At 68.2% G+C, this 19,987-nt stretch carries 16 protein-coding genes; 12 read left to right on the plus strand and 4 right to left on the minus strand.

Annotated features, from left to right (window positions below):
• On the plus strand, window positions 1-873 hold the full coding sequence (locus YM304_RS12530; RefSeq protein ID WP_162142071.1) for a decaprenyl-phosphate phosphoribosyltransferase: 873 nt from the start codon (window positions 1-3) through the stop codon (window positions 871-873).
• On the plus strand, window positions 870-1,634 hold the full coding sequence (locus tag YM304_RS12535) for a class I SAM-dependent methyltransferase (RefSeq protein ID WP_154723439.1): 765 nt from the start codon (window positions 870-872) through the stop codon (window positions 1,632-1,634). The genes YM304_RS12530 and YM304_RS12535 overlap by 4 nt, the downstream gene beginning before the upstream one ends.
• A 31-nt stretch (window positions 1,635-1,665) precedes the next feature.
• Here the strand turns inward: YM304_RS12535 and YM304_RS12540 are convergent, their stop codons facing one another.
• Complete coding sequence (locus YM304_RS12540) at window positions 1,666-2,517, minus strand: SGNH/GDSL hydrolase family protein (protein WP_015442065.1); 852 nt, start codon at window positions 2,515-2,517, stop codon at window positions 1,666-1,668.
• Window positions 2,518-2,617: 100 nt separating this feature from the next.
• Between YM304_RS12540 and YM304_RS12545 the strand changes: the two genes are divergently transcribed.
• From YM304_RS12545 to YM304_RS22575, 3 genes are read left to right on the plus strand one after another with little or no spacing between them, the layout of a single operon-like run.
• The gene (locus YM304_RS12545) at window positions 2,618-3,988 is read left to right on the plus strand and encodes an FAD-binding protein (protein WP_015442066.1); all 1,371 of its coding nucleotides are present in this window, start codon (window positions 2,618-2,620) and stop codon (window positions 3,986-3,988) included.
• 50 nt (window positions 3,989-4,038) lie between these two features.
• Window positions 4,039-4,782 (plus strand): SDR family NAD(P)-dependent oxidoreductase, encoded by a 744-nt coding sequence (locus YM304_RS12550; RefSeq protein ID WP_015442067.1) that lies wholly within the window; start codon window positions 4,039-4,041, stop codon window positions 4,780-4,782.
• Between the two features lie 11 nt (window positions 4,783-4,793).
• Window positions 4,794-6,746, plus strand: a complete 1,953-nt coding sequence (locus YM304_RS22575) for an acyltransferase family protein (protein WP_015442068.1) — start codon at window positions 4,794-4,796, stop codon at window positions 6,744-6,746.
• Between the two features lie 30 nt (window positions 6,747-6,776).
• On the opposite strand, the gene YM304_RS12560 is transcribed toward YM304_RS22575, so the two are convergent.
• Complete coding sequence (locus tag YM304_RS12560; RefSeq protein ID WP_154723440.1) at window positions 6,777-8,606, minus strand: glycosyltransferase family 39 protein; 1,830 nt, start codon at window positions 8,604-8,606, stop codon at window positions 6,777-6,779.
• Window positions 8,607-8,659: 53 nt separating this feature from the next.
• On the opposite strand from YM304_RS12560, the gene YM304_RS12565 reads away from it, so the two are divergent.
• Entirely contained in the window at window positions 8,660-9,823 is a 1,164-nt protein-coding gene (locus tag YM304_RS12565) for a glycosyltransferase family 4 protein (RefSeq protein WP_154723441.1), read from the plus strand.
• Window positions 9,824-9,850: 27 nt separating this feature from the next.
• Here the strand turns inward: YM304_RS12565 and YM304_RS12570 are convergent, their stop codons facing one another.
• Both YM304_RS12570 and YM304_RS12575 read right to left on the minus strand, forming a co-directional pair.
• On the minus strand, window positions 9,851-11,314 hold the full coding sequence (locus YM304_RS12570) for an HNH endonuclease signature motif containing protein (protein WP_041298274.1): 1,464 nt from the start codon (window positions 11,312-11,314) through the stop codon (window positions 9,851-9,853).
• 272 nt (window positions 11,315-11,586) lie between these two features.
• Entirely contained in the window at window positions 11,587-11,937 is a 351-nt protein-coding gene (locus tag YM304_RS12575; RefSeq protein WP_041299786.1) for a hypothetical protein, read from the minus strand.
• Here YM304_RS12575 and YM304_RS12580 point away from each other — a divergent pair.
• The 6 genes from YM304_RS12580 to YM304_RS12605 all read left to right on the plus strand — a co-directional run bounded on the left by YM304_RS12580 (window position 11,936) and on the right by YM304_RS12605 (window position 19,986).
• The gene (locus YM304_RS12580; protein ID WP_154723442.1) at window positions 11,936-12,910 is read left to right on the plus strand and encodes a class I SAM-dependent methyltransferase; all 975 of its coding nucleotides are present in this window, start codon (window positions 11,936-11,938) and stop codon (window positions 12,908-12,910) included. The genes YM304_RS12575 and YM304_RS12580 overlap by 2 nt on opposite strands.
• Window positions 12,911-13,013: 103 nt before the next feature.
• On the plus strand, window positions 13,014-13,751 hold the full coding sequence (locus tag YM304_RS12585; RefSeq protein WP_015442074.1) for a polyprenol monophosphomannose synthase: 738 nt from the start codon (window positions 13,014-13,016) through the stop codon (window positions 13,749-13,751).
• Window positions 13,748-15,628, plus strand: coding sequence for a hypothetical protein (locus tag YM304_RS12590; RefSeq protein WP_015442075.1), 1,881 nt, complete (start codon window positions 13,748-13,750; stop codon window positions 15,626-15,628). Before YM304_RS12585 ends, YM304_RS12590 begins: the two co-directional genes overlap by 4 nt.
• Entirely contained in the window at window positions 15,625-17,373 is a 1,749-nt protein-coding gene (locus YM304_RS25405) for a hypothetical protein (RefSeq protein WP_015442076.1), read from the plus strand. Before YM304_RS12590 ends, YM304_RS25405 begins: the two co-directional genes overlap by 4 nt.
• A complete protein-coding gene (locus tag YM304_RS25410; RefSeq protein WP_015442077.1) occupies window positions 17,373-18,509 on the plus strand; it encodes a bifunctional glycosyltransferase family 2/GtrA family protein in 1,137 nt (378 codons plus the stop codon). Before YM304_RS25405 ends, YM304_RS25410 begins: the two co-directional genes overlap by 1 nt.
• 25 nt (window positions 18,510-18,534) lie before the next feature.
• A complete protein-coding gene (locus YM304_RS12605) occupies window positions 18,535-19,986 on the plus strand; it encodes a bifunctional glycosyltransferase/class I SAM-dependent methyltransferase (RefSeq protein ID WP_015442078.1) in 1,452 nt (483 codons plus the stop codon).
• Window position 19,987: the final 1 nt, after the last annotated feature.

Consider the following 19,987-nt stretch of genomic DNA (forward strand, 5'->3'; position numbering starts at 1 on the left):
ATGATCCGGGCGATGCGCCCGAAGCAGTATCTGAAGAACGTGCTGGTGTTCGCCGCGCCGGGAGCGGCGGGCGTGCTCGACGAGCCCGGCGACCTCGGCATCACGATCATCGCCTTCGTGTCGTTCTGTCTCGCGGCGAGTGGCATCTACGTCTGGAACGACATCGCCGACGTCGAAGCCGACCGAGTACACCCGACCAAACGCAACCGGCCGTTCGCTGCCGGTCTCGTGTCGATGCCCGTCGCACGTGCGATGGGCGTGGTGCTCCCACTCGGCGCGCTCGCACTGGCCGCTGCCACCGGTCGTTGGCAGACGGTTGCGGTCGTCGCCGTCTACATCGCCCTCACGCTGAGCTACACGTTCTGGCTCAAGGAGGAGCCGATCATCGACCTGCTCGCCGTCGCGTCGGGGTTCGTGCTGCGAGCTGCGGCCGGAGCGGTGGCCGTCGACGTGCCGATGTCGCGCTGGTTCGTCCTGTGCGTCACGTTCGGCTCGCTGTTCATCGTGGTCGGCAAGCGCTACGCCGAACTCAACGAGGTCGGCAACCAGGCGGGCACACGGGCCACGCTCGAGACGTACACACCGGGATTCCTCCGCATGCTGCTGTCGGTGAGCCTCGGTGGCGCGCTGATCAGCTACTGCGTGTGGGCATTCGAGACGAGCGCGTTGGCGAGCCTCACCGACGAGGGGATCGATCTCCCGTTCTACGAACTGTCGATCGTCCCGATGATCGCAGCGTTGTTCCGCTACCTGCTCGTGCTCGAGCGGGGAGAGGGATCGGCGCCCGAAGAAGTGTTCGCGAGCGACCGGGTTCTGCAACTCGCAGGTGTGGCCTGGGTCGTCATCTACGGAGTGGCGGTGTACACGGCATGACCGACAACGGAGCAACCAAGCCAGACCTCGCATCGACGATGCAACTGGTCGCCGATGTCGAAGGATGGATGAGCCCCGGCCAGGGAGCAACGCTCTACGACGCCGCCGACCGGTGCCCGCCCGATGGGACCATCGTCGAGATCGGCAGCTTCCGCGGCCGGTCGACCATCGTCCTCGCCACGGCGTCCGATCCGTCGGTCGCGGTGATCGCGATCGACCCGCACGCCGGAAACGACCGCGGCCCACAGGAGATCGACGGGTTCGCCGACGAGGCAGCCGACGACCATGCGGCGTTCAACGCCAACCTCGCCGCGGCGGGGGTGGCCGACCGGGTCACGCATCTCCGCACGTTCTCCGACGATGCACTCACCGAGGTCGACGGCAGCGTCGACGTGCTCTACATCGACGGCGCCCACCGCTATGCGCCGGCGCTGGCCGACATCCGAGCGTGGGGCGACCGCGTCGGCGACGGCGGCACGATGCTCATCCACGACTCGTTCTCGTCGATCGGCGTCACCCTCGCCATCCTCCGCTCGCTGGTGTTCGGCTCACGGTTCCGCTACGTGGGCCGGTCGCGGTCGATGACGATCTACGTCGCCGACCTCGACGGCGGGCTCGGCTCGCGAGTCGGCAACGCGCTGCGTCAACTCGCGCAACTTCCGTGGTTCGCGAAGAACGTGGCGCTCAAGGTGCTGCTCACCCTCAAGCTCGGCAAGCTGCTCGAGCGCACCGGGCGCGAGTCGCCCGAGTGGCCGTACTGATCGAGGCCGTGCACCTTCGCCGGCCAGCGTGTCAGCGGTCGCGGAAGTAGTCGTCGACGTCGGCGGCGAGTGCCGCGTGTCCGTCGGCGTCGAGGTGGAGCCCGTCGGCGCCACGGCGCGAGGCGGTGTCGTACAACCCGTCGTAGAACTGGTCGACCGCGAGCCCGTTGTTGTTCCCGTCGAGTGAGGGATACCACCGAACGTCGAGCACATCGGTGAGTCCGGCGTTGACGTCGACGATCATCGAGGCGAGCGTCTGGTCGATCTCTGAGGTCGCCTCGTACTCGGCGGCGAACTGCAGGCCGATCGGCGGCATCGGCAGCACGATGATGTTGCTCGACGGCACGCCGGCGTCACGGAGCACTCCGATCGCCGCCCGGACGCCGTACACGGCCTTGGCGACGCGATCCCGTCCCGACGTGCCCTGATCGGAGACGATCAGTTCGTTGACGCTCGGTGTGAGCACGACGGTGCGCTCGGCGAGGGGTGTGGGCCGCGGCGGTGACTGGACGAAGTTCCGGAGGTGGATGAGCAGCGAGGAGTTGCCCTGATCGGTGGCCAGAAAGCTCGGTGTGGCGATGGCCTGGCCGGCGATGGCGTGGTTGTAGAAGTGGTGTTCTTCGTCGGACGGCTTGGTGACGAACAGGTGGTACGACACGCCGGCCACCCAGGTGCGGTGTGCCGGAACGCCGAATCCGGCCGAGATGGAGTCGCCGAACACGTCGTACTCGATCACGTCGTGCGGGTCTCGACTCGCCAGCTCGCCGGCCACCGCGAGATCGGTGACCGACCCCGACGGCAACGCCTGGGCGAACCCGGCGGCGGCAACCGCCATGACACCGGCGCAGGCGACCAGCAACGGTGGTCCGGATCTGCCCAACATCTCGACAGAAGCTATCTGGGCGGCTCGCTCGCACGGATTCGCGCGCAGACTGCCGAGGCTCCATCGGTCGGCGGGCGCTCGGCAGTAGCCTCGTCGTTTCGTGGAAATCGCCGAACGCATCCTCGCCGGCTGGGGCCGCACCTCGCCCAGCGCTGCCTCCGTGGTCACCGCGACCGCCGACGAGCTCACCGAAGACGGAGCACTCGCCGACCTGCTCGGCAACGGGCGGGGAGCGATCGCTCGCGGCCTCGGCCGTTCGTACGGCGATCCGGCGCAGAACGGTGGCGGCACGGTCATCGAGGTGCAGCCGGGAGCCCAGCCGATCCGGCTCGACGAGGCCACGGCGACCGCGCACGTCGATGCCGGGGTGAGCCTCGACACGTTGCTGCGCGAGATCGTTCCGAAGGGCTGGTTCGTACCGGTCACGCCCGGCACGCGCTTCGTCACCGTCGGAGGCGCGGTCGCCAGCGACATCCACGGCAAGGGGCATCACTCCGACGGGTCGTTCGGGGCGCACGTCACCCGCCTCGGGATGCTGCTCGCCGACGGGTCGACCCGATCGATCACCCCCGAGTCCGACCCCGACCTGTTCTGGGCGACCATCGGCGGCATGGGCCTCACCGGCATCATCACCGACGTGTCGTTCCGAGTGATCCCGGTCGAGACGCGTCACTTCGTCGTCGAGACGCGGCGGGTACCGAACTTCGACGCCCTCGTCGACGCCATGGAGCAGGGCGACCGCAGCTACCGCTACTCGGTGGCGTGGATCGACCTCGTCGCCACGGGCAAGCATCTGGGGCGCTCGGTGCTGTCGATGGGCAACCACGCCTCGCTCGCCGAATTGCAGGAGATGAACCCGAAGGCGGCGCGTTCGCCGCTCGACTTCGATCCTCGCGTGTTCCCCGACATCCCCAGTGGCGTGCCCAACGTGCTCACGCGGCCGGCGGTGCGGGCGTTCAACGAACTCTGGTATCGCAAGACGCCGAAGCATCATCACGGCACCGAGTCGATCACGCAGTTCTTCCACCCGCTCGACATGGTCGGCCAGTGGACGCGCCTCTACGGCGCTCACGGCTTCCTGCAGTACCAGTTCGTCGTGCCGTTCGACGCGGTCGACACGATGCGCACGATCGTGGCACGCATCTCCGACGAGGGACACGCATCGTTCCTCGCCGTGTTGAAGCGATTGGGAGCCGAGAGCGGCGGGTTGCTCAGCTTCCCGAAGCCCGGCTGGACGCTCACCCTCGACCTTCCCGCCGGCGTCGACGGGCTCGGCCTGCTGCTCAGCGAACTCGACGATCTCGTGCTGGGTGTCGGCGGCCGTCACTATCTCGCCAAGGACGCCTTCGCCACACCCGCCGTCGTGGCGGCGGGCTATCCACGCCTCGACGAGTGGAAACGCATCCGCAACCGCGTCGACCCGCACGGCGCCTGGGCCAGCGACCAGGCTCGACGACTCCAACTGATCTGACCGATCTCCCCCACGCCCACCGGGCCACACCGACAGAGACGACACGACCGATGATGAACGCATTCGACCAACCACAGACCGTCCTCGTCCTCGGCGGGCGCAGCGACATCGCCCACGCCATCGTGCGCAAGCTGGCGTCGCCGAACCTCAAGACGGTGATCCTGGCGCAGCGATCGGGCGGCGAAGCCCGGATCGACGGACTCGGCGACGACGTCACTGTGGTCGGCGCCGCCTTCGACGCGACCGATCACGCCACGCACGCCGACTTCGTGGCCCGTGTAGCGGCCGAGCACGGCGACCTCGACGTCGTCATCCAGGCGTTCGGTCAACTCGGCGACGGGGTCAACGACGACCCGGTTGCTGCTGGCGCTCTCGCCGACGTCAACGTCGGGGGAGCGATCAGCTCGGGAATCGCCGTTGCCAACCACCTGAAGGCGCAGGGCCACGGCGTGCTCGTGGTCATCTCGAGCGTCGCGGGCGTGCGTACCCGGCCGTCGAACTTCGTCTACGGCGCCACCAAGGCCGGACAGGACGCGTTCGCCACCGGCCTCGGTCACGCCCTGCACGGGAGCGGCGCACGCGTGCTGACCGTGCGGCCCGGCTTCGTGCGGTCGGCGATGACCGAAGGGCTCGACGAAGCCCCGTTCGCGTGCGATCCCGATGACGTCGCCGAGGCGACGGTCGCCGGCCTCCGCAAGAAGAAGTCGGTGGTGTGGGCACCCGGCGTGCTCCGCTACGTGTTCTCCGTGCTGCGAGTGGTGCCCGGTTTCGTCTGGCGACGACTCGACCGCTGAGGCGCTGACTCGTGCAGCCGACCCCGGCCGCCACGTCGACGACGTTCGACCACGCACCCGCGCTCGACGGGCTGCGCGGACTGGCCGTGGCCGCGGTGGTCGTCTACCACTTCCGCTCCGACCTGCTGCCGGGCGGCTTCGTCGGGGTCGACGTGTTCTTCGTGCTGTCGGGGTTCCTCCTGTCGGCGCTGCTGGTGCGCGAGGTCGAAACGACCGGACGACTCGACCTCGGCCGGTTCTTCATCCGCCGGCTCCGCCGACTCCTTCCGGCGACGCTGCTGCTCCTGCTCGCCGTCGCGGTCTATGCGCTGGTGTGGGCCAACGAGACCGAACTCGACCGGCTGCGTGAGCACTCGATCGGGGCGTTGACCTACACCACCAACTGGCTGTTCATCGCCGACGGGACCACCTACACCGATGTGGTGCTGGGAGCTTCTCCGCTGCGCCACATGTGGTCGCTGGCGATCGAAGAGCAGTTCTACATCGTGCTGGCGCTCCTGGTGGCCGCGCTGGCTGCGATGAGTCGGAACGAACCCGGCGCCATGCGTCGGCGGCTCGGCTACGGATCGCTGGTGCTCGCCGGCTTCAGCGCGAGCTGGATGCTGGTGCTGGAAGTGAGCAACACCGACACGTCACGCATGTACTTCGGCTCCGACACGCGAGTGCAGGCGATGCTCCTCGGCGTGGCGGTCGGCGCGCTCTGGGGCGACCGGCTGCTCGGTCACGATCGCGGCGCACTCGTCGCTCCGGTCACCGCCGGGGCGACGGCCATCGCTGCTCTGAGCCTGCTCGCCATGTTCAGCGTGTTCGCTGCCGAAGATGCCCGCTTCATGTTTCGCGGCGGGTTCACGGTGGTCGCCATCGCCGCCGCCGTGGCCATCGTCGGGGCGCTCACGTTCGTGCCGGTCGAACGCGTGCTGAGCCTCACCCCGCTGACCAGCCTCGGTGAGATCTCGTACGGGGTGTACCTGTGGCACTGGCCGGTGCTGATCGTTCTCGACGAGGATCGCCTCGGCATCAGCGGGTGGGCGCTCACCGGGGCCCAGGTCGGCATCTCGCTCGCGGTGGCCACCGTGTCGTACGCGGTGATCGAGCAGCCGATCCGCAGGGGAGCGATCGGTCGCTCGGTCGGCCGTGTCGGCGTGCTCGCGGCTCCGGTCGGTGCGGTGGCGGTTGCTGCCGCCGTGGTCTTCGCGACGGTGCCGAGCGATGATGGGGGCGGCGATGTCGTCCCCGACGACGTCGTGGCCCAGACCGCCGACGACCCGGCGCTGGCCGACCCGAGCCTGTTGCAGGTGGCGGTGCTCGGCGATTCGGTCATGCACACGCTGATCGGCGGGCGCCTGGAGAGCGCGCTCACGTCGGTGCCGTGGAACCAGGAGCAGTCGTCGTTCGACCGGTCGGCGATCGCCGTGACGACGATCGCTCGCCCTGCGTGCTCGTTCCTGCCCGGCGAGGTGGCGTTCGAAAACCCTGGTGGGGCCTACGAGACGGCCGATCTCTCGGCGCCGTGCCGCGACTGGCGTGGCGATCTCGCCGCCGCCGTGTCTCGCGAGGTGCCGGCGGCGATCACGTTGGTGATGCCGACGAACGACCTCGAGGATCGCCAGATAGACGGGACGATCGTCGCGTTCGGAACTCCCGAGTGGGAAGACCTGCTGTTCGACTGGATGGGGGAGGTCACCGGGATCGCCCAGGCGGGTGGCTCGACCGTCGTGCTGCTCGCGCCGCCGCCGCGCATCGACCCCAACTGGTCGCAGGCCGAAGGCGTTCGCGAGGCGCGTGTCGCCGAGATCTTCGACGTGTTCTCCCAAGCGAATCCCGGCGTCGAGTTCATCGACCTGGGCTCGTTCGTCGGCAGCGACACCGAGACGCGCTACGACGGGCTGCACTACACGACCGAAGGGGCCGCGTCGGTGGCCGCCTGGCTCGCTCCGCAACTCGACGCGATCGCCAACGCCTGACACGCAGGTGGCCGCTCGATGTTCGGGCGGCTACGACAGTTCTTCGGGAACCGGCACGACCGGGTAGATGCCGTCGATGTCGGCGCCGCTGATGCCGCCGCCACCTTCGCAGCGTTCGAAGAGCATCAGCAGGTTGTCCTCGTACGTGTCGACGAGGCAGAAATTGTCGCGGACCGCTTGGTTGTGTTCCTGCGATTGACGACGCGTCGACGTGTTCGGCTCGAGCCAGCCCGACCAGAAGTTGGTCAGCACGAGGAAGTCGGCCTGCGCGATGTCTTCGGCGAGCCCCGAGCCCTCGGCGTCGGCGAGACCAGGATCCATCTCGACGTAGTAGGTGCCGGGTTCGAGTTCGGGGAAGAGGAAGTAGATCGACACGTCGCTGTAGACCGTGCGGCTGAGATCGGCGGTGCCGACGATGAGCGTGTCGCCGGGGTCGCTCAGTTCGTCGAGCACCGGCATCATCGCGATGAGCGAGTTGGCGACCTCGGGGTTGCCGTACCAGAACTTCTTGTCACCCCGCTCGACGAGGAACGGCAGCGGCAGGTCACCGACCGCCACACGGGTGTGGAGCGCGTAGTAGCGGAACGTGTAGAACGGCGTGACCACCAGCATCAGCGCGATGACCGCCGCCGCACCGGTGAGCGCCGGGCGTCGTGACGGGCCCGCCTCGCTGCGTCGCTCTCGCACCAGTTGGGCGATCACGGCGATCAGCAACGGCCACGACACCATCGACACCCACGCGAGGTGGGTCGAGTCGGGTCGCTGCATCGCCTGCGGGAGGATGCCGAGTCCGAACAGCCCGGCGATGAACAGCAGGTCGTTGGCTGCGCTCGGTCGGCGGCGGCGCAGTCGCCAGGCGAGTACCGGCACGGCGATGGCGACGATGATGACGGCGAAGAACCAGAAGAACAATTGGTGGTTGGCAGCGGGCGCCGGCAGCGGGTACCAGGGCGGCACTGCCTCGGCGATGGCCTGCAGCGCGCCGTCGATCTCGCTGAACGATGGGGGAGAGGGCAGTTCGCGTCCGGGGCGCAGTGTGACCACTGGGTCGATGACGATGCCTTCGAACGTGGCGACCGGCCCGGCGATGGCCAGGTGGATCCACATCGGCACGAGGCCGACGACCGATCCGACGAGAAAGGGTTTGAGGGCGACCGATCGGTGCACCCAACCGGCGGCGAGCACGGCGATCGTGATGGCGATGATGATGTCGGGGCGGAACGCCAGCGCCAGCCCGGCGAGCAAGCCCGACGTCGCCCAGCTGCGGATCGAGCCGGTGATGCGAGCGCGGATGGCGAACACCACCGACCAGAGCGCCAGTGCGACGGCGCCGTGCCAGGCCAGCGCGGCGAGGCCGATCGGCGTCATGACGAGCAGTGCGGCGACGCAACCCGCCGCCACCGAGGCGATGCGTCCCCATGGCCGTACGAGCACGTAGAGGGCGATGATGATCGCCAGGTTCTGCAGCAGCCCGAACGTGCGCTGCGATTCGAGCGTCTCGCCGAACACCGTGTACCAACCGGCGAGGGCGTGGAGCGATCCGGGTCCGTACAGGTGGAGGAAGTCGACGTTGGGCACCTTGCCGTCGAGCAGCATGCGTGGGAAGACGATCATGAACGCCTCCTCCATCGACGAGCCCGGCGCTCGATACAGACCACGGACGGGCAACATCGAGAACGCGAACACCAGGAGGAAGGCCACGACATTGGTGCGGTTCCAGGCCCGCGGGTCGAGCACCAGACCGCCGCCCAGGACGAAGGGTTGGCGGGCAGAGCGCTGCCGGGCGGACGTGTCGTCGACGCCCTCGGCGGACGACGAATGGTCGGGCTCGGCGTCGAGCATGTCGGTCAAGTCCTGCAAGCGTTCCGAGGTTACTCAGACGACACGGCGACGAAGGGCCTATCGTCGTGGCGATGTCTGGCGTGGAAGCGATCGATCCGCTCGATGAGATCCAGCAACTGGCCGGCGACCTGATCAGCAGGGGAGTGCGGCGCATCCACACGCTCGCCTGGCGAGACCTCGACGACCCCGACGCCGGCGGCTCCGAAGTGCACGCCGACGAGTTCATGCGACGCTGGTCCGACGCCGGCCTCGACGTGCTCCACCGCACGTCCGCAGCGCTCGGCCAACCCGCGGAGTCGGAGCGCAATGGCTACCGGGTGATCCGTCGCGGCAGCCGATACAGCGTGTTTCCTCGCACGATCGTGTCCGAGATGACGCGGCGGATGGGCCCGTACGACGCCCTCGTCGAGATCTGGAACGGCGTGCCGTGGATGTCGCCGGTGTGGTGCCGCAAGCCACGCATCACGTTCCTGCACCACGTCCACGGGCCGATGTGGGATCAGATCCTGCCGGGTCCGCTGGCAGCATTCGGACGAGCGCTCGAAACCAAGCTCGCCCCGCCGTTCTACAAGCGCGCCCTCACCGTGACGCCGTCGGACGCGACGCGCGAAGAGTTGATCGAGATCGGCTTCCGACCGGAGAAGGTCGTTGCGGTTCCCAACGGCACCGACCCACGTTTCTCACCGGGCGGCTCGAAGACCGAGCAGCCGTCGATCATCGCGGTGGCGCGGCTCGCGCCGGTGAAGCGGTTCGGTCTGCTGCTCGATGCGGTCGCAGCAGCGCGCCGTTCGGTACCCGACCTGACGTTGACCATCGTCGGTGACGGGCCGTCGGCCGACGAACTCCGCCGGAAGGTCGCCGAGATGGGCGCCGCATCGTGGGTCACCCTCGCCGGCCGCGTCGATCACGACGACCTCGTCGACATGTATCGCTCGGCCTGGATTGTGGCCAGCGCATCGCTCGCCGAAGGGTGGGGCCTCAGCCTGACCGAAGCCGCTGGGTGCGGCACCCCCGCCGTGGCGACCGACATCCGTGGCCACCGCAGCAGCGTGGTCGACGGGGTGACCGGCATCCTCGCCGTTCCCGACGACCTCGGCGCAGCGATCGCCCGGGTACTCACCGACCACGACCTGCGGGCGACGCTCGCCACGGCTGCTCAGCAGCGAGTCGAGGCGATGACCTGGGACGCCACCGCCGCCGGCGTGCTCCGTCAACTCCACCGCGTCGCCGTCTGACGCCCCACCCATCGGAGCGGGCGGTCGTCAGGCCGTGGCTCGGGCGAGGGCGTCGATGCGGTAGCGGGCGAGCGAGGTGAGTCGAGCGGTTTCTGCCGGATCGATGGCGTCGTCATCGTCGTCTTCGTCATGGTCGTGATCGACGGGAAAGTCGGGCGGTCTGGCGCCGACGGGCAGGACGATGGTGCCGTCCGCCCGGATCGTGTAGCCGTGGCCGTTGGTGGCTCGCCGAGTTCGCCATCGTCGCCGGTGCTTGTCGGTGTTGTGATGGCCGCACAACACGGCGGCGTTGCGTTGGTCGGTCGCTCCGCCGTCACGGTCCCACTCGTCGATGTGGTCGACGTCGCACCAGTCGGCGGGGAGTTCGCACCCGGCGTGCTCGCAGTGCCGGATCAGCATCTTCGCGGCACGTCGAGCGCTCCCGGTGAACAGGCGCTGCTTGCGTCCCTGATCGATCACCACACGTCGGGCATCGACCACGGTGCGGCGAATGTGTCCGGCGAGTGCGGCACGCAACACGTCGTGCCCGTGCAACGGCACGCCGCTCACGGTCTCGCAGACGCTGCCCGACAGTGCGGTGGCGTCGGCGAGGAGTTCGCGGCTGGCGTCGGCGGTGAGGCCGGTGAAGGGGTCGACAGGCCGTCCGTCGAGGCCGGTGCGAGCAGAGAGTTCGGCATCGGCGAGCATGCGCCCCCAGGTGTGAGCGTCGATCACGATGTTGACCACGGGCTCTGCCGGTACGGCGGCGACGCCGGCGGCGTTGGCGCTCATCGCCGTGCGGAACAGGTTGACGAGCGCGTCGAAGCGGCGTTGCCGGTCGGTACGTGCCAGCGCGAATCCGTCGGCGAACCCGCCGTGCTCGGCCCGCCTGGCTTCGAGGTCGGCCTGGTACTCGAGTTCGGTGAAGTGATCGTGAATCGCCAGCATCTCGGCGGTGGTGAGCCCGTCGCCGCCCGAGGCACGGATGTCGAGGGTGCCGCCGACGTCGACGACACGCGCCCGGCGACCCTCGATCTGTGCATCTCGATCATCGTGAGCGCCGTCGGCATCGGCTCGCGATTCGAAATGGTCGACCATGGCAGCGAAGTCGGAGTAGGGCAGGTGCTCTGCGTTGTCGAGCAGCATCGGAGCGAACTCGGGGAGTTGGTCACGCACACGCTGGTTCCCGTACGTCATCGACAGCTTCGTGGCTTGGGCGGCACCGAAACGGCCGTCGTACCACAGCGAGCCCAGATCAGCGACGTGATCGACCGCCTTCGCCTGACCGATCCGACGGGTCGCCTCAGCGGTCGACCAGTTGAGCCGCGCCCGACAGAACCCGGTCATCGATCGATGGCCTTCGGAACCGGCGATGTTGCGGCGATCGGCGATGGCCAGCAACGCCGCCATCTCGGCGTCGAGCCGACGGCGCTCGAGTTCATTCGCCTCGATCCGAGCGACCACGTCGTCGTCGGACAATCCGACCAACGACTCGACCACCTCCGAGAACATGAGTCCAGTGTAGTCGAACAGGTGTTCGATAGCAACACCTGCGCAGGGGAAGGTACACGTCTGTCTGGCGTCCGGCGACTCTCTCGTGCCCGTCCTCTGCCTCTCTCTCGGGGTGGCGTGGTGAGTCGTCACCCGAAGGTGCGTCCCACGTTTGAACGCGCTCAGGTTGCCGGACAGCGGGTGAGTCTGGACGATCGCCCATCGGTCGTCCTGATCGGCAGGCGCGAGCTTGCGTCGCGCTCGACGTCAAGGCCCAGGCCCACCGGCTGTTCTCAGATCACCCAGAGGTCGTCGCCAATCCTGATCTGCATCGTCTCGTACTGTTCCGAATCGTCGACGAACCGCAGCGAGAGACCGTTCTCGAGGTCAAGATCGATCCGGTCGGGGCCGATTGTCCACCCCACCACCGCGGCATTCATGACGTCGAAAAATCCGGCTTCGGGCCAGACTCCCTCGCTCCAGCGGGCAACAACTCGCTCGCCGTCGAGCACGCTGACCTGAGACTGAACAGCGAAGTTCACGGAGCCAAAGGTGAACTGGAGGTCGTACTGGCCGACGCGGACCTGGGTGGTGAACTCACCCGCAACCGCTGACAGGTCAAGGTCTTGCGGGACTCCGTACATGCCCGGCATTCTGGCCAAACCGGCACGCCGTCCGCTCACAGGCACGCACAACGCGCCAACTTGCGCCGCACGCCCCCGCTGGAGATCGGCACGTCGTGTCGCGCATGCGATCGACCAGGTCCGCTCGGGAGTGGTTGCCTCGAAGGCTTGCCTCGATCCTGTAAACCAGCGGGCATGGCGCCAGCGGATCGTGCAGACTGCAGCGGTGACTTCTGGTCCGCCGGCGGCGTCCGACTTCTACACGGGTCTCGTGGCCGAGCTGTACCGGTATCTCCGTGCCGAGACGTTCGATCCTGAGCCTTACGCGAGGTTCGTCGAGCGTTCAGGTCAACCGGCGCTCGAACTCGGGTGCGGCGACGGCGATCCGCTGCTCGATCTGCGGGCGCGTGGCCTGGAGGTCGAGGGTCTCGACTCCTCGCTCGACATGCTCGAACGATGCCGCGCCGCGGCGAGCGACAGAGGCATCGATGTCACGCTGCATCACGCCACGTTCGAGGGCATGAAGCTCGATCGACGGTTCGGATCGATCTACTTCGCCGGCGCCACGTTCAATCTCCTGCCCGATGACGAAACAGCGCAAGCCGCCCTCGGTCGGATGGCCGAACACCTCCGCCCTGGCGGATCAGCACTGGTCCCGCTCTTCGTTCCGGTGTCGCCGGCCGAATCCGATGTCGGTCAGATTCGCGAGCACGTCACCGACGACGGGGTCGTGATGCGCTTGACGGTCGTCGCCATCGTTCGGGACGAGGCAACCCGGGTCCAGACGACCGCACTTCGCTACGAACGCCTGCACGGCACCGATCATGAGGTCGTGGACCGGTCGTGGAAACTGCACTGGTTCGAGCAGGATCGGTTTGCCGCCATGGCCGCCGATGCCGGGCTCGTCACGCGCTCGGTCCACCAGGCGGACGGCAGCCCAGCGACAACCCACGACACAGCGTTCACTTTCATCCTCGGCCGGCCGGAGGCCTGAACACGCCCGTCGTGGCGCAGATACCGAGGGTGCGGCTCCCTGCGGGCGGTCTGCCAGGAGGTCGCGGGACGGGGAGGTCGGCGGAGCTAGGATCTGGATCCGAATGCGCAGCGTGGTCGTGCTTCCGACATACAACGAAGCAGCAAACATCGATCGGTTCCTCCGCAAGGTCCGCAAGGCCGCGCCGACCACCGACATCCTCGTCGTCGACGACGACAGCCCCGATGGCACCGGCGCGCTCACCGAGGAGCTCGCCGACGAACTCGGACGGATCTCGCTGCTGCCCCGACCGGGCAAGCGCGGGCTCGGCAGCGCCTACCGCGATGGGTTCGCGAAGGTCCTCGCCGACGACTACGACGTCATCATCACGATGGACGCCGACCTCTCGCACGATCCCGATCGGATCCCCGATCTGCTCGAGTTGATCGCCAACGGAGCCGACCTCGCGATCGGCTCGCGCTATGTCACGGGTGGTGGCACGACCGACTGGCCGGTCCGCCGCCAGCTGCTGTCGAAGTGGGGCAACGCCTACACCCGAACGATTCTCGGTGTGGCGCCGCGCGACTGCACCGGGGGCTACCGGGCGTACCGAGCCGACAAGCTCGCCGCCATCGACCCGACGTCGACCGAGGCCGAGGGCTACGCCTTCATGACCGAACTCGTGCGCCGGCTCACCGAGCACGGTGCGGTGATCGAGGAGACCCCGATCATCTTCCGTGACCGCACGGCGGGCAAGTCGAAGATGTCGGGTCGGATCATCGTCGAATCGATGATCCTGGTCACCGGGTGGGGCGTGGGCGACCGGTTCCGTCGGCTCACCGGCCGCCGCAAGCAGCAATGACCACCACCGGCGAGGAGGTGGCGAACCGCCGCCTCCCGTCGCCTGCCGTGATCGCCCTGACCGTCGTGGGCGTGGCCTTGCCGATGATCGTCGCCGTCATCGCGCTCGCCGGACGTCGCTGGTACCCCGTGCTCGACCTGGCGATGACCGAGTTCCGCATCCGTGACGTCGGCACCCGCCAGACCCCGCTGATCGGGCTACCCGGACGCATCGGCGAGCTCCCCGAGCAGGGGAGTCACCCCGGCCCGCTCAGCTTCTGGGCGCTCACACCCGGCTACCGCCTCTTCGGCAGCTCCGCTTGGGCGATGGAGGCGGCCACGGTCACCGTCCAGCTCGTGTGGGTGTCGATGGCACTCTGGATCGGCCACCGGCGCCTCGGCATGGTCGGCCTCGCCACCGTGGCGGCGACGATCGCCATCCTGATTCGCGGCTACGGCCTCACCACGCTGATCCAGCCGTGGAACCCGTACATGCCGCTGCTCGCCTGGCTCGTCATCCTGCTCGCCACCTGGGCGGTGTTCTGCGGCGACCACGCCATGCTCGTGCCACTGGTGATCGCCGCCTCGTTCGCCGCTCAGACCCACATCCCGTATCTCCTGATGGCCGGTGGCCTCGGCCTCATCGCCATCGGCGTCGTGCTGGTGCGCTGGTGGCGAGGCCGCACCGACTCAGATACCGACGCCGACGCAGGCCCCAACCCGGCTCGGCCTCCGACCGCGGTGCTCGCCACCGTCGGCGTGTTCGTTCTGCTGTGGCTGGCACCGCTCGTCGACCAGATCCGGCGCGATCCCGGCAACATCAAGCGGCTGCTCGACCACTTCGGCTCACCGTCGGAAGAACCGATCGGCACCGCCGCCGGGTTCCGGCTCCTGCTGCGCCACCTCGACGTCGTCAATGGCTTCGGCAAACTGCTCACCGGCAACAGCCGCTTCCTGCAGGCCGGATTCGACCCCGACGGTCCGATCTGGGCCGGCGCCATCGTGCTCGTCCTGTGGGTCGGTTCTGCCGTCGTGTCGCGCCGGATCGGGCACCGCCCGCTCCAACAACTCCACCTCGTCGTCGGCATCACCCTGCTGCTGTCGCTGGCGTCGATGTCACGCATCTTCGGCCTGCGCTGGTTCTATCTCACGCTCTGGGCGTGGACCACGACCGCCGTGCTCCTCGTCGCCATCGCCTGGACCGCAGTGGCCTGGTGGAGGGCGCATCGCCCCGAGCACGCGACGATCGTGTCGCAACGCCATCTCGTCGGCGTGGCGTCGGCGACCGCGGTGATCTGCACCGTGAGCATGGTCGCGCTCGCTCCGTCGACCGAACACCCCGAAGAACACCTGAGCGACACGCTCGGCGAACTCGTCGAACCGACCATCGCCGCACTCACGGCTGGCGTCGGCGAGGCGACCGGCCCCGACGGCACGTACGTCGTGGAATGGGACGACGCCTACTTCTTCGGGAGCCAGGCGTTCGGCCTCGTCAGCGAACTCGAACGAGCCGGGCTCGATGCGCGCACCTACGACTACTGGACCGTGCCGATCACCCCGACCCGGGCGATCGCCGGCGATCCGATCACCGCCGAGGTGATCTTCGCCACCGGCGGCTTCGTCGACCAGTGGCGTGCCGACGACCGCGTCGTCGAGGTCGCGTTCAGCGAGCCTCGAAGCGACGCCGAGCAAGCCGACTACGACGACCTCACCAACCAACTCATCGCTGCGCTCGAAGCCGACGGACTCGACGACCTCGTGCCGCTCATCGACACCAACCTGTTCGGACTCAACGTCGACCTGCGCATCTCGAACGAGGCACGAACCATCAGCGGTCAGATGATCCGCCTCGGCCAGCAGACCGCCGTGTTCATCGGCCCGCCCGGCGTGACGCAGTGAGCCCGGCCGACTTCCTCCGTCGGTGGGCATGGCACTCGCTGGCCGCCGCGACCAGCCTCGTCATCGCGTTCTCTGCGATCCGTGGCATCGCCCGCGGGTACGAACCGGTCGGCGACAACGCGCTGATCGAGTTGCGCGCCCGCGACGTGTTCACCGGCGACCACCCGTTCCTCGGCACGTGGTCGTCGGCATCGATCAGCTCGGGGATCGACGTCAACCATCCCGGTCCGCTGATCTTCGATCTCGTGGCACTGCCACTCCGACTCTTCGGTGGAGCTGCGGGGATCGCCATCGCCGTGGCCCTGCTGCACATCGCGATGGTGTGGCTCGTCGGCCACGTCACGCACCGCGCCGGCGGCATGACCGCAGCGATCACAGCGCTCACCGTCACGGCGGGCATCGTCTGGACACTGGGGAGCGAACTGCTCTACGACCCGTGGCAGCCGAACGTGCTGGTGCTCCCGTTCTGGGTCGTCATGTGCACGGTGTGGGCCATCGTGTCGGGCGAGATCGGCCTCTTTCCGCTCGCCTGTGGCGTCGGCTCGTTCGCCATGCAGACGCACATGGGCTACATCATCATCGTCCCCGTCCTGCTCGGCTTCGCCGCCGTCGTGACGGTGCGGGCGCACCGCGAGCGCATCGACGAGCTTCGCCGCCCAGCGTTGCTGTCGGTCGCCGTGATCGCGGTGCTCTGGGCACAGCCGCTCTACGAACAGTTCTTCGGGCCGGGTCGAGGCAACCTCGGCCGCGTCATCACGGCGGGCACCAGCGGGGGAGACGACTTCGAACCCGTCGAGAACACCGGCACCGGCCTCGCCCTCGGCATCCGGCTGCTCGGCTCCGTACTCGCCCTGCCGCCGTGGTGGGGGAGACCGGGCTACGACGACTCGATCCCCGGCTCGACCCAGACCGTGACCGCCGACGGTCTCCAGATCGATGCGCCGGGTCTGCGCACACTGCTGCCCTCGATGATCGGGCTCGCCGTGATGGTCACCCTCCTCGTCCTCGCCTGGCGTATCGCCCGTCGCGCCGGGGCCCAGCACGTCGTCGCCGGCTTCGCCACGCTCACGACGGCACTCGTGGTCGCCTCGATCACGATCGTCATCACCCCGATCGACATCCTCGGCCTCTCGCCGCACAAGGTCCGCTGGCTCTGGGTCATCGGCGCGTTCGCCACCTACATGCTCGCCATGGCCGTGCTCGCCGGGCTCACCACAGCCCGCCGCCACCAGACGCTCGCCGGACTCGGCGTCGTGGCCGTCGTCGCACTGCTCGCGACCCTGCCGGTCCACGCCAACCGCTCGGGGCCCGTGTACTTCGAAGCCACCTACGACTCCGTCGCCGATCTGCGAGAACAACTCGACGACCACCTCGACGAGCAGGATCTCGGCCCGGTCCTGTTCGATGCCGAAGGCATCGGTTTCGCGGAGCCGTACACCGCTCCGGTCATGGCGGAGTTGCTCGAGCACGGCATCGATCTCGTCGTCGACAACACCTCGCTGTCGCGTCAACTCGGCCCGGATCGTCGAGCCGACCCATCCGATCCGACCGATGGCGGAACTCGTACGATCATCTTCGTGAGAGCGGGCGCCGCAGCGGTGGAGGAGATCGACGGCGTCGAACGGATCGCCTTCCACGACGGCGACGTGAGCCCGTACACGGTCGACGACATCACCGACCGCGCCGTCGCGGTGTTCCTCCTTCCCGCCGGCTCCGGCGCCATCGTCGAAGGCCTCGACATCTGATGCCCGCCTCCCTCGCAACGGTCGACATCGTCGTGCCGGTCTACAACGAAGAACAGATCCTGGCGAGCAGCATCGCCCGGCTCGTCGATCACCTCGAGACCTCGTTCCCGTTCGAGTGGCGCATCGTCATCGCCAACAACGCCTCCACCGATCGCACCGCCGAGATCGCCGACTCGCTCGCCGCCGACGACTCACGCATCGCTCACCTCCACCTCGATCAGAAGGGCCGCGGCCGCGCGCTCCGAGCGGCGTGGCAGGCATCCGACGCCGACGTGGTGGCCTACACCGACGTCGACCTCTCGACCGGGCTCACCGGGCTCCTACCGCTCGTGGCACCGCTCATCAGCGGCCACTCCGACGTGGCCGTCGGGTCGCGCCTCTCGTCGGCCTCGGTGGTGGCCCGAGGCCCCAAGCGTGAGCTGATCTCGCGCTGCTACAACCTGATCCTGCGGCTCATCTTCGCCGTGCGCTTCCGTGACGCACAGTGTGGCTTCAAGGCCGTGCGCACCGACGTGGCCCGCCTACTCCTGCCGGCGATCGAAGACGAAGCCTGGTTCTTCGACACCGAACTGCTGCTGATCGCCGAACACAACGGGCTGCGAGTCCACGAGGTGCCGGTCGACTGGATCGACGACCCCGACAGCCGCGTGGCGATCACGTCGACCGCGCTCGACGACCTCCGCGGCGTCCGGCGGATGGTCGGCCGTTTCATCCGGGGAAAGGCCAACGTCGAGTTGGGCACGCTCCAACGCCAACCGCTCGCCGACGACTTCGGCCGCCAGACCGTCACGTTCGGCGTGATCGGCGTCGTGTCGACCCTGATCAGCCTCGGCATCTTCCTCGCCCTCCGCGACGAGATCGGTGCGGTGTGGGCCAACGTCATCGGCGTCACCGCCACCGCGCTGGGCAACAACTGGGCCAACCGGCGTTGGACCTTCCGACGACGCAGCGACCAAGACCGCACCTGGCGACTCGCCTCCACCCTCGTCGTCTTCGCGCTCTCGCTGCTCGGCACGAGCCTCGCGCTCGCGGCGGTGTCGGGCAACCGAGGTGCCGAACTCCTCGTACTCGGCATCACGTGGGCCGCCGCGGCGCTGCTGCGCTTTGTATTCTTGCGGCGATGGGTCTACCGATGAGGAGCACACCGGCAAGGAGGATGTCGTGAAGGTCGGCGTGCTCGTCGTCGCGTACAACGCCGAATCGACCCTGCAGTGGGTGCTCGATCGCATCCCCGCCGATCTGCGGCGTGACCTCGCCGAAGTGCTGGTGATGGACGACCACTCGACCGATGCCACGTTCGACGTCGCTCACGACTACCACGCCTCGATCGACGACGACCTGCCGCTCACGATCATCCGCCACGACAAGAACCTCGGCTACGGCGGCAACCAGAAGGCGGGCTACCGCTACGCGATCGACCACGGCTGGGACGTGGTCGTGCTGCTGCACGGCGACGGGCAGTACGCCCCCGAGAAGATGCCCGACATCATCGCACCCATCGTCGACGGTGACGCCGACGCCGTGTTCGGCTCGCGCATGCTCGATCGCGGCGGCGCCCGCCGCGGCGGCATGCCGATGTACAAGTTCGTCGGCAACCGCATCCTCACCACCGCGCAGAACGCCATCACGGGTGCCGGACTCAGCGAGTGGCACTCCGGGTACCGGGCGTACCGCACGTCGGCGCTCGCCGAACTCGACTTCGTCGGCAACAGCGACGACTTCGACTTCGACACCGAGATCATCCTGCAACTCCTCGGCGCCGACAAGAAGATCGCCGAAGTACCGATCCCCACCTACTACGGCGACGAGATCTCTCGCGTCAACGGCATCGCCTACGCCAAGAACATCATGATCGACACCGTCCGCCACCGTCTGGGCGAAGCGGGGTTCGGACGCGGGGAACTCGGTCAGAAGCGGGAGGCGTACGAGTACAAGCCGTCGACCAACAGCTCACACGGCATCGTGCTCGAACTCGTCCCCGGTGCCACAGACCGACCGCTGCGCATCCTCGACGTGGGCTGCGGCCCCGGTTGGGTCGCCGCCGAACTGCGTCACCGCGGCCATCACGTCACCGGCGTCGACATCACCACCACCGAGGGTGTCACCGAACGCACCGACGCGTTCTTCGAAGCCGACGTCGAGGGCGGCCTCCCCGACGAGGTCGGCACCGACTACGACGTCGTGATCGCCGCCGACGTGATCGAACACGTCCGCGACCCCGACGTGTTGCTCGCCGACCTGGCGGGACGCATGGCCCCGACCGGCATGATTCTGGCGAGCGTGCCGAACTTCGGCCACTGGTACCCGCGCGCCCGTACCGCCGCCGGCCTGTTCGACTACGACCAGCGCGGCATTCTCGATCGCACACACATGCGCTTCTTCACCCGTCGCAGCTTCCGCCGCACCGTCGCCCACACCGGTCTCGTCACCACCGCCGAGCGCTACGCCGGGCTGCCGCTCGACGTGCTGGGCGTCGACGGAGCCGTGGGGCGTACCGCCGGTGTGGTCGACAAGGTGATCACCCGCGTCTGGCCGACGATGTTCGCCTACCAGTTCGTCGTCCGCCTCGAAGCGGCGCCGCACGCCGTGGACGGTCCGATCGTCTCGTCCTGAT

This window comes from Ilumatobacter coccineus YM16-304, from assembly GCF_000348785.1.
In the GTDB taxonomy this organism is placed as follows: domain Bacteria; phylum Actinomycetota; class Acidimicrobiia; order Acidimicrobiales; family Ilumatobacteraceae; genus Ilumatobacter_A; species Ilumatobacter_A coccineus.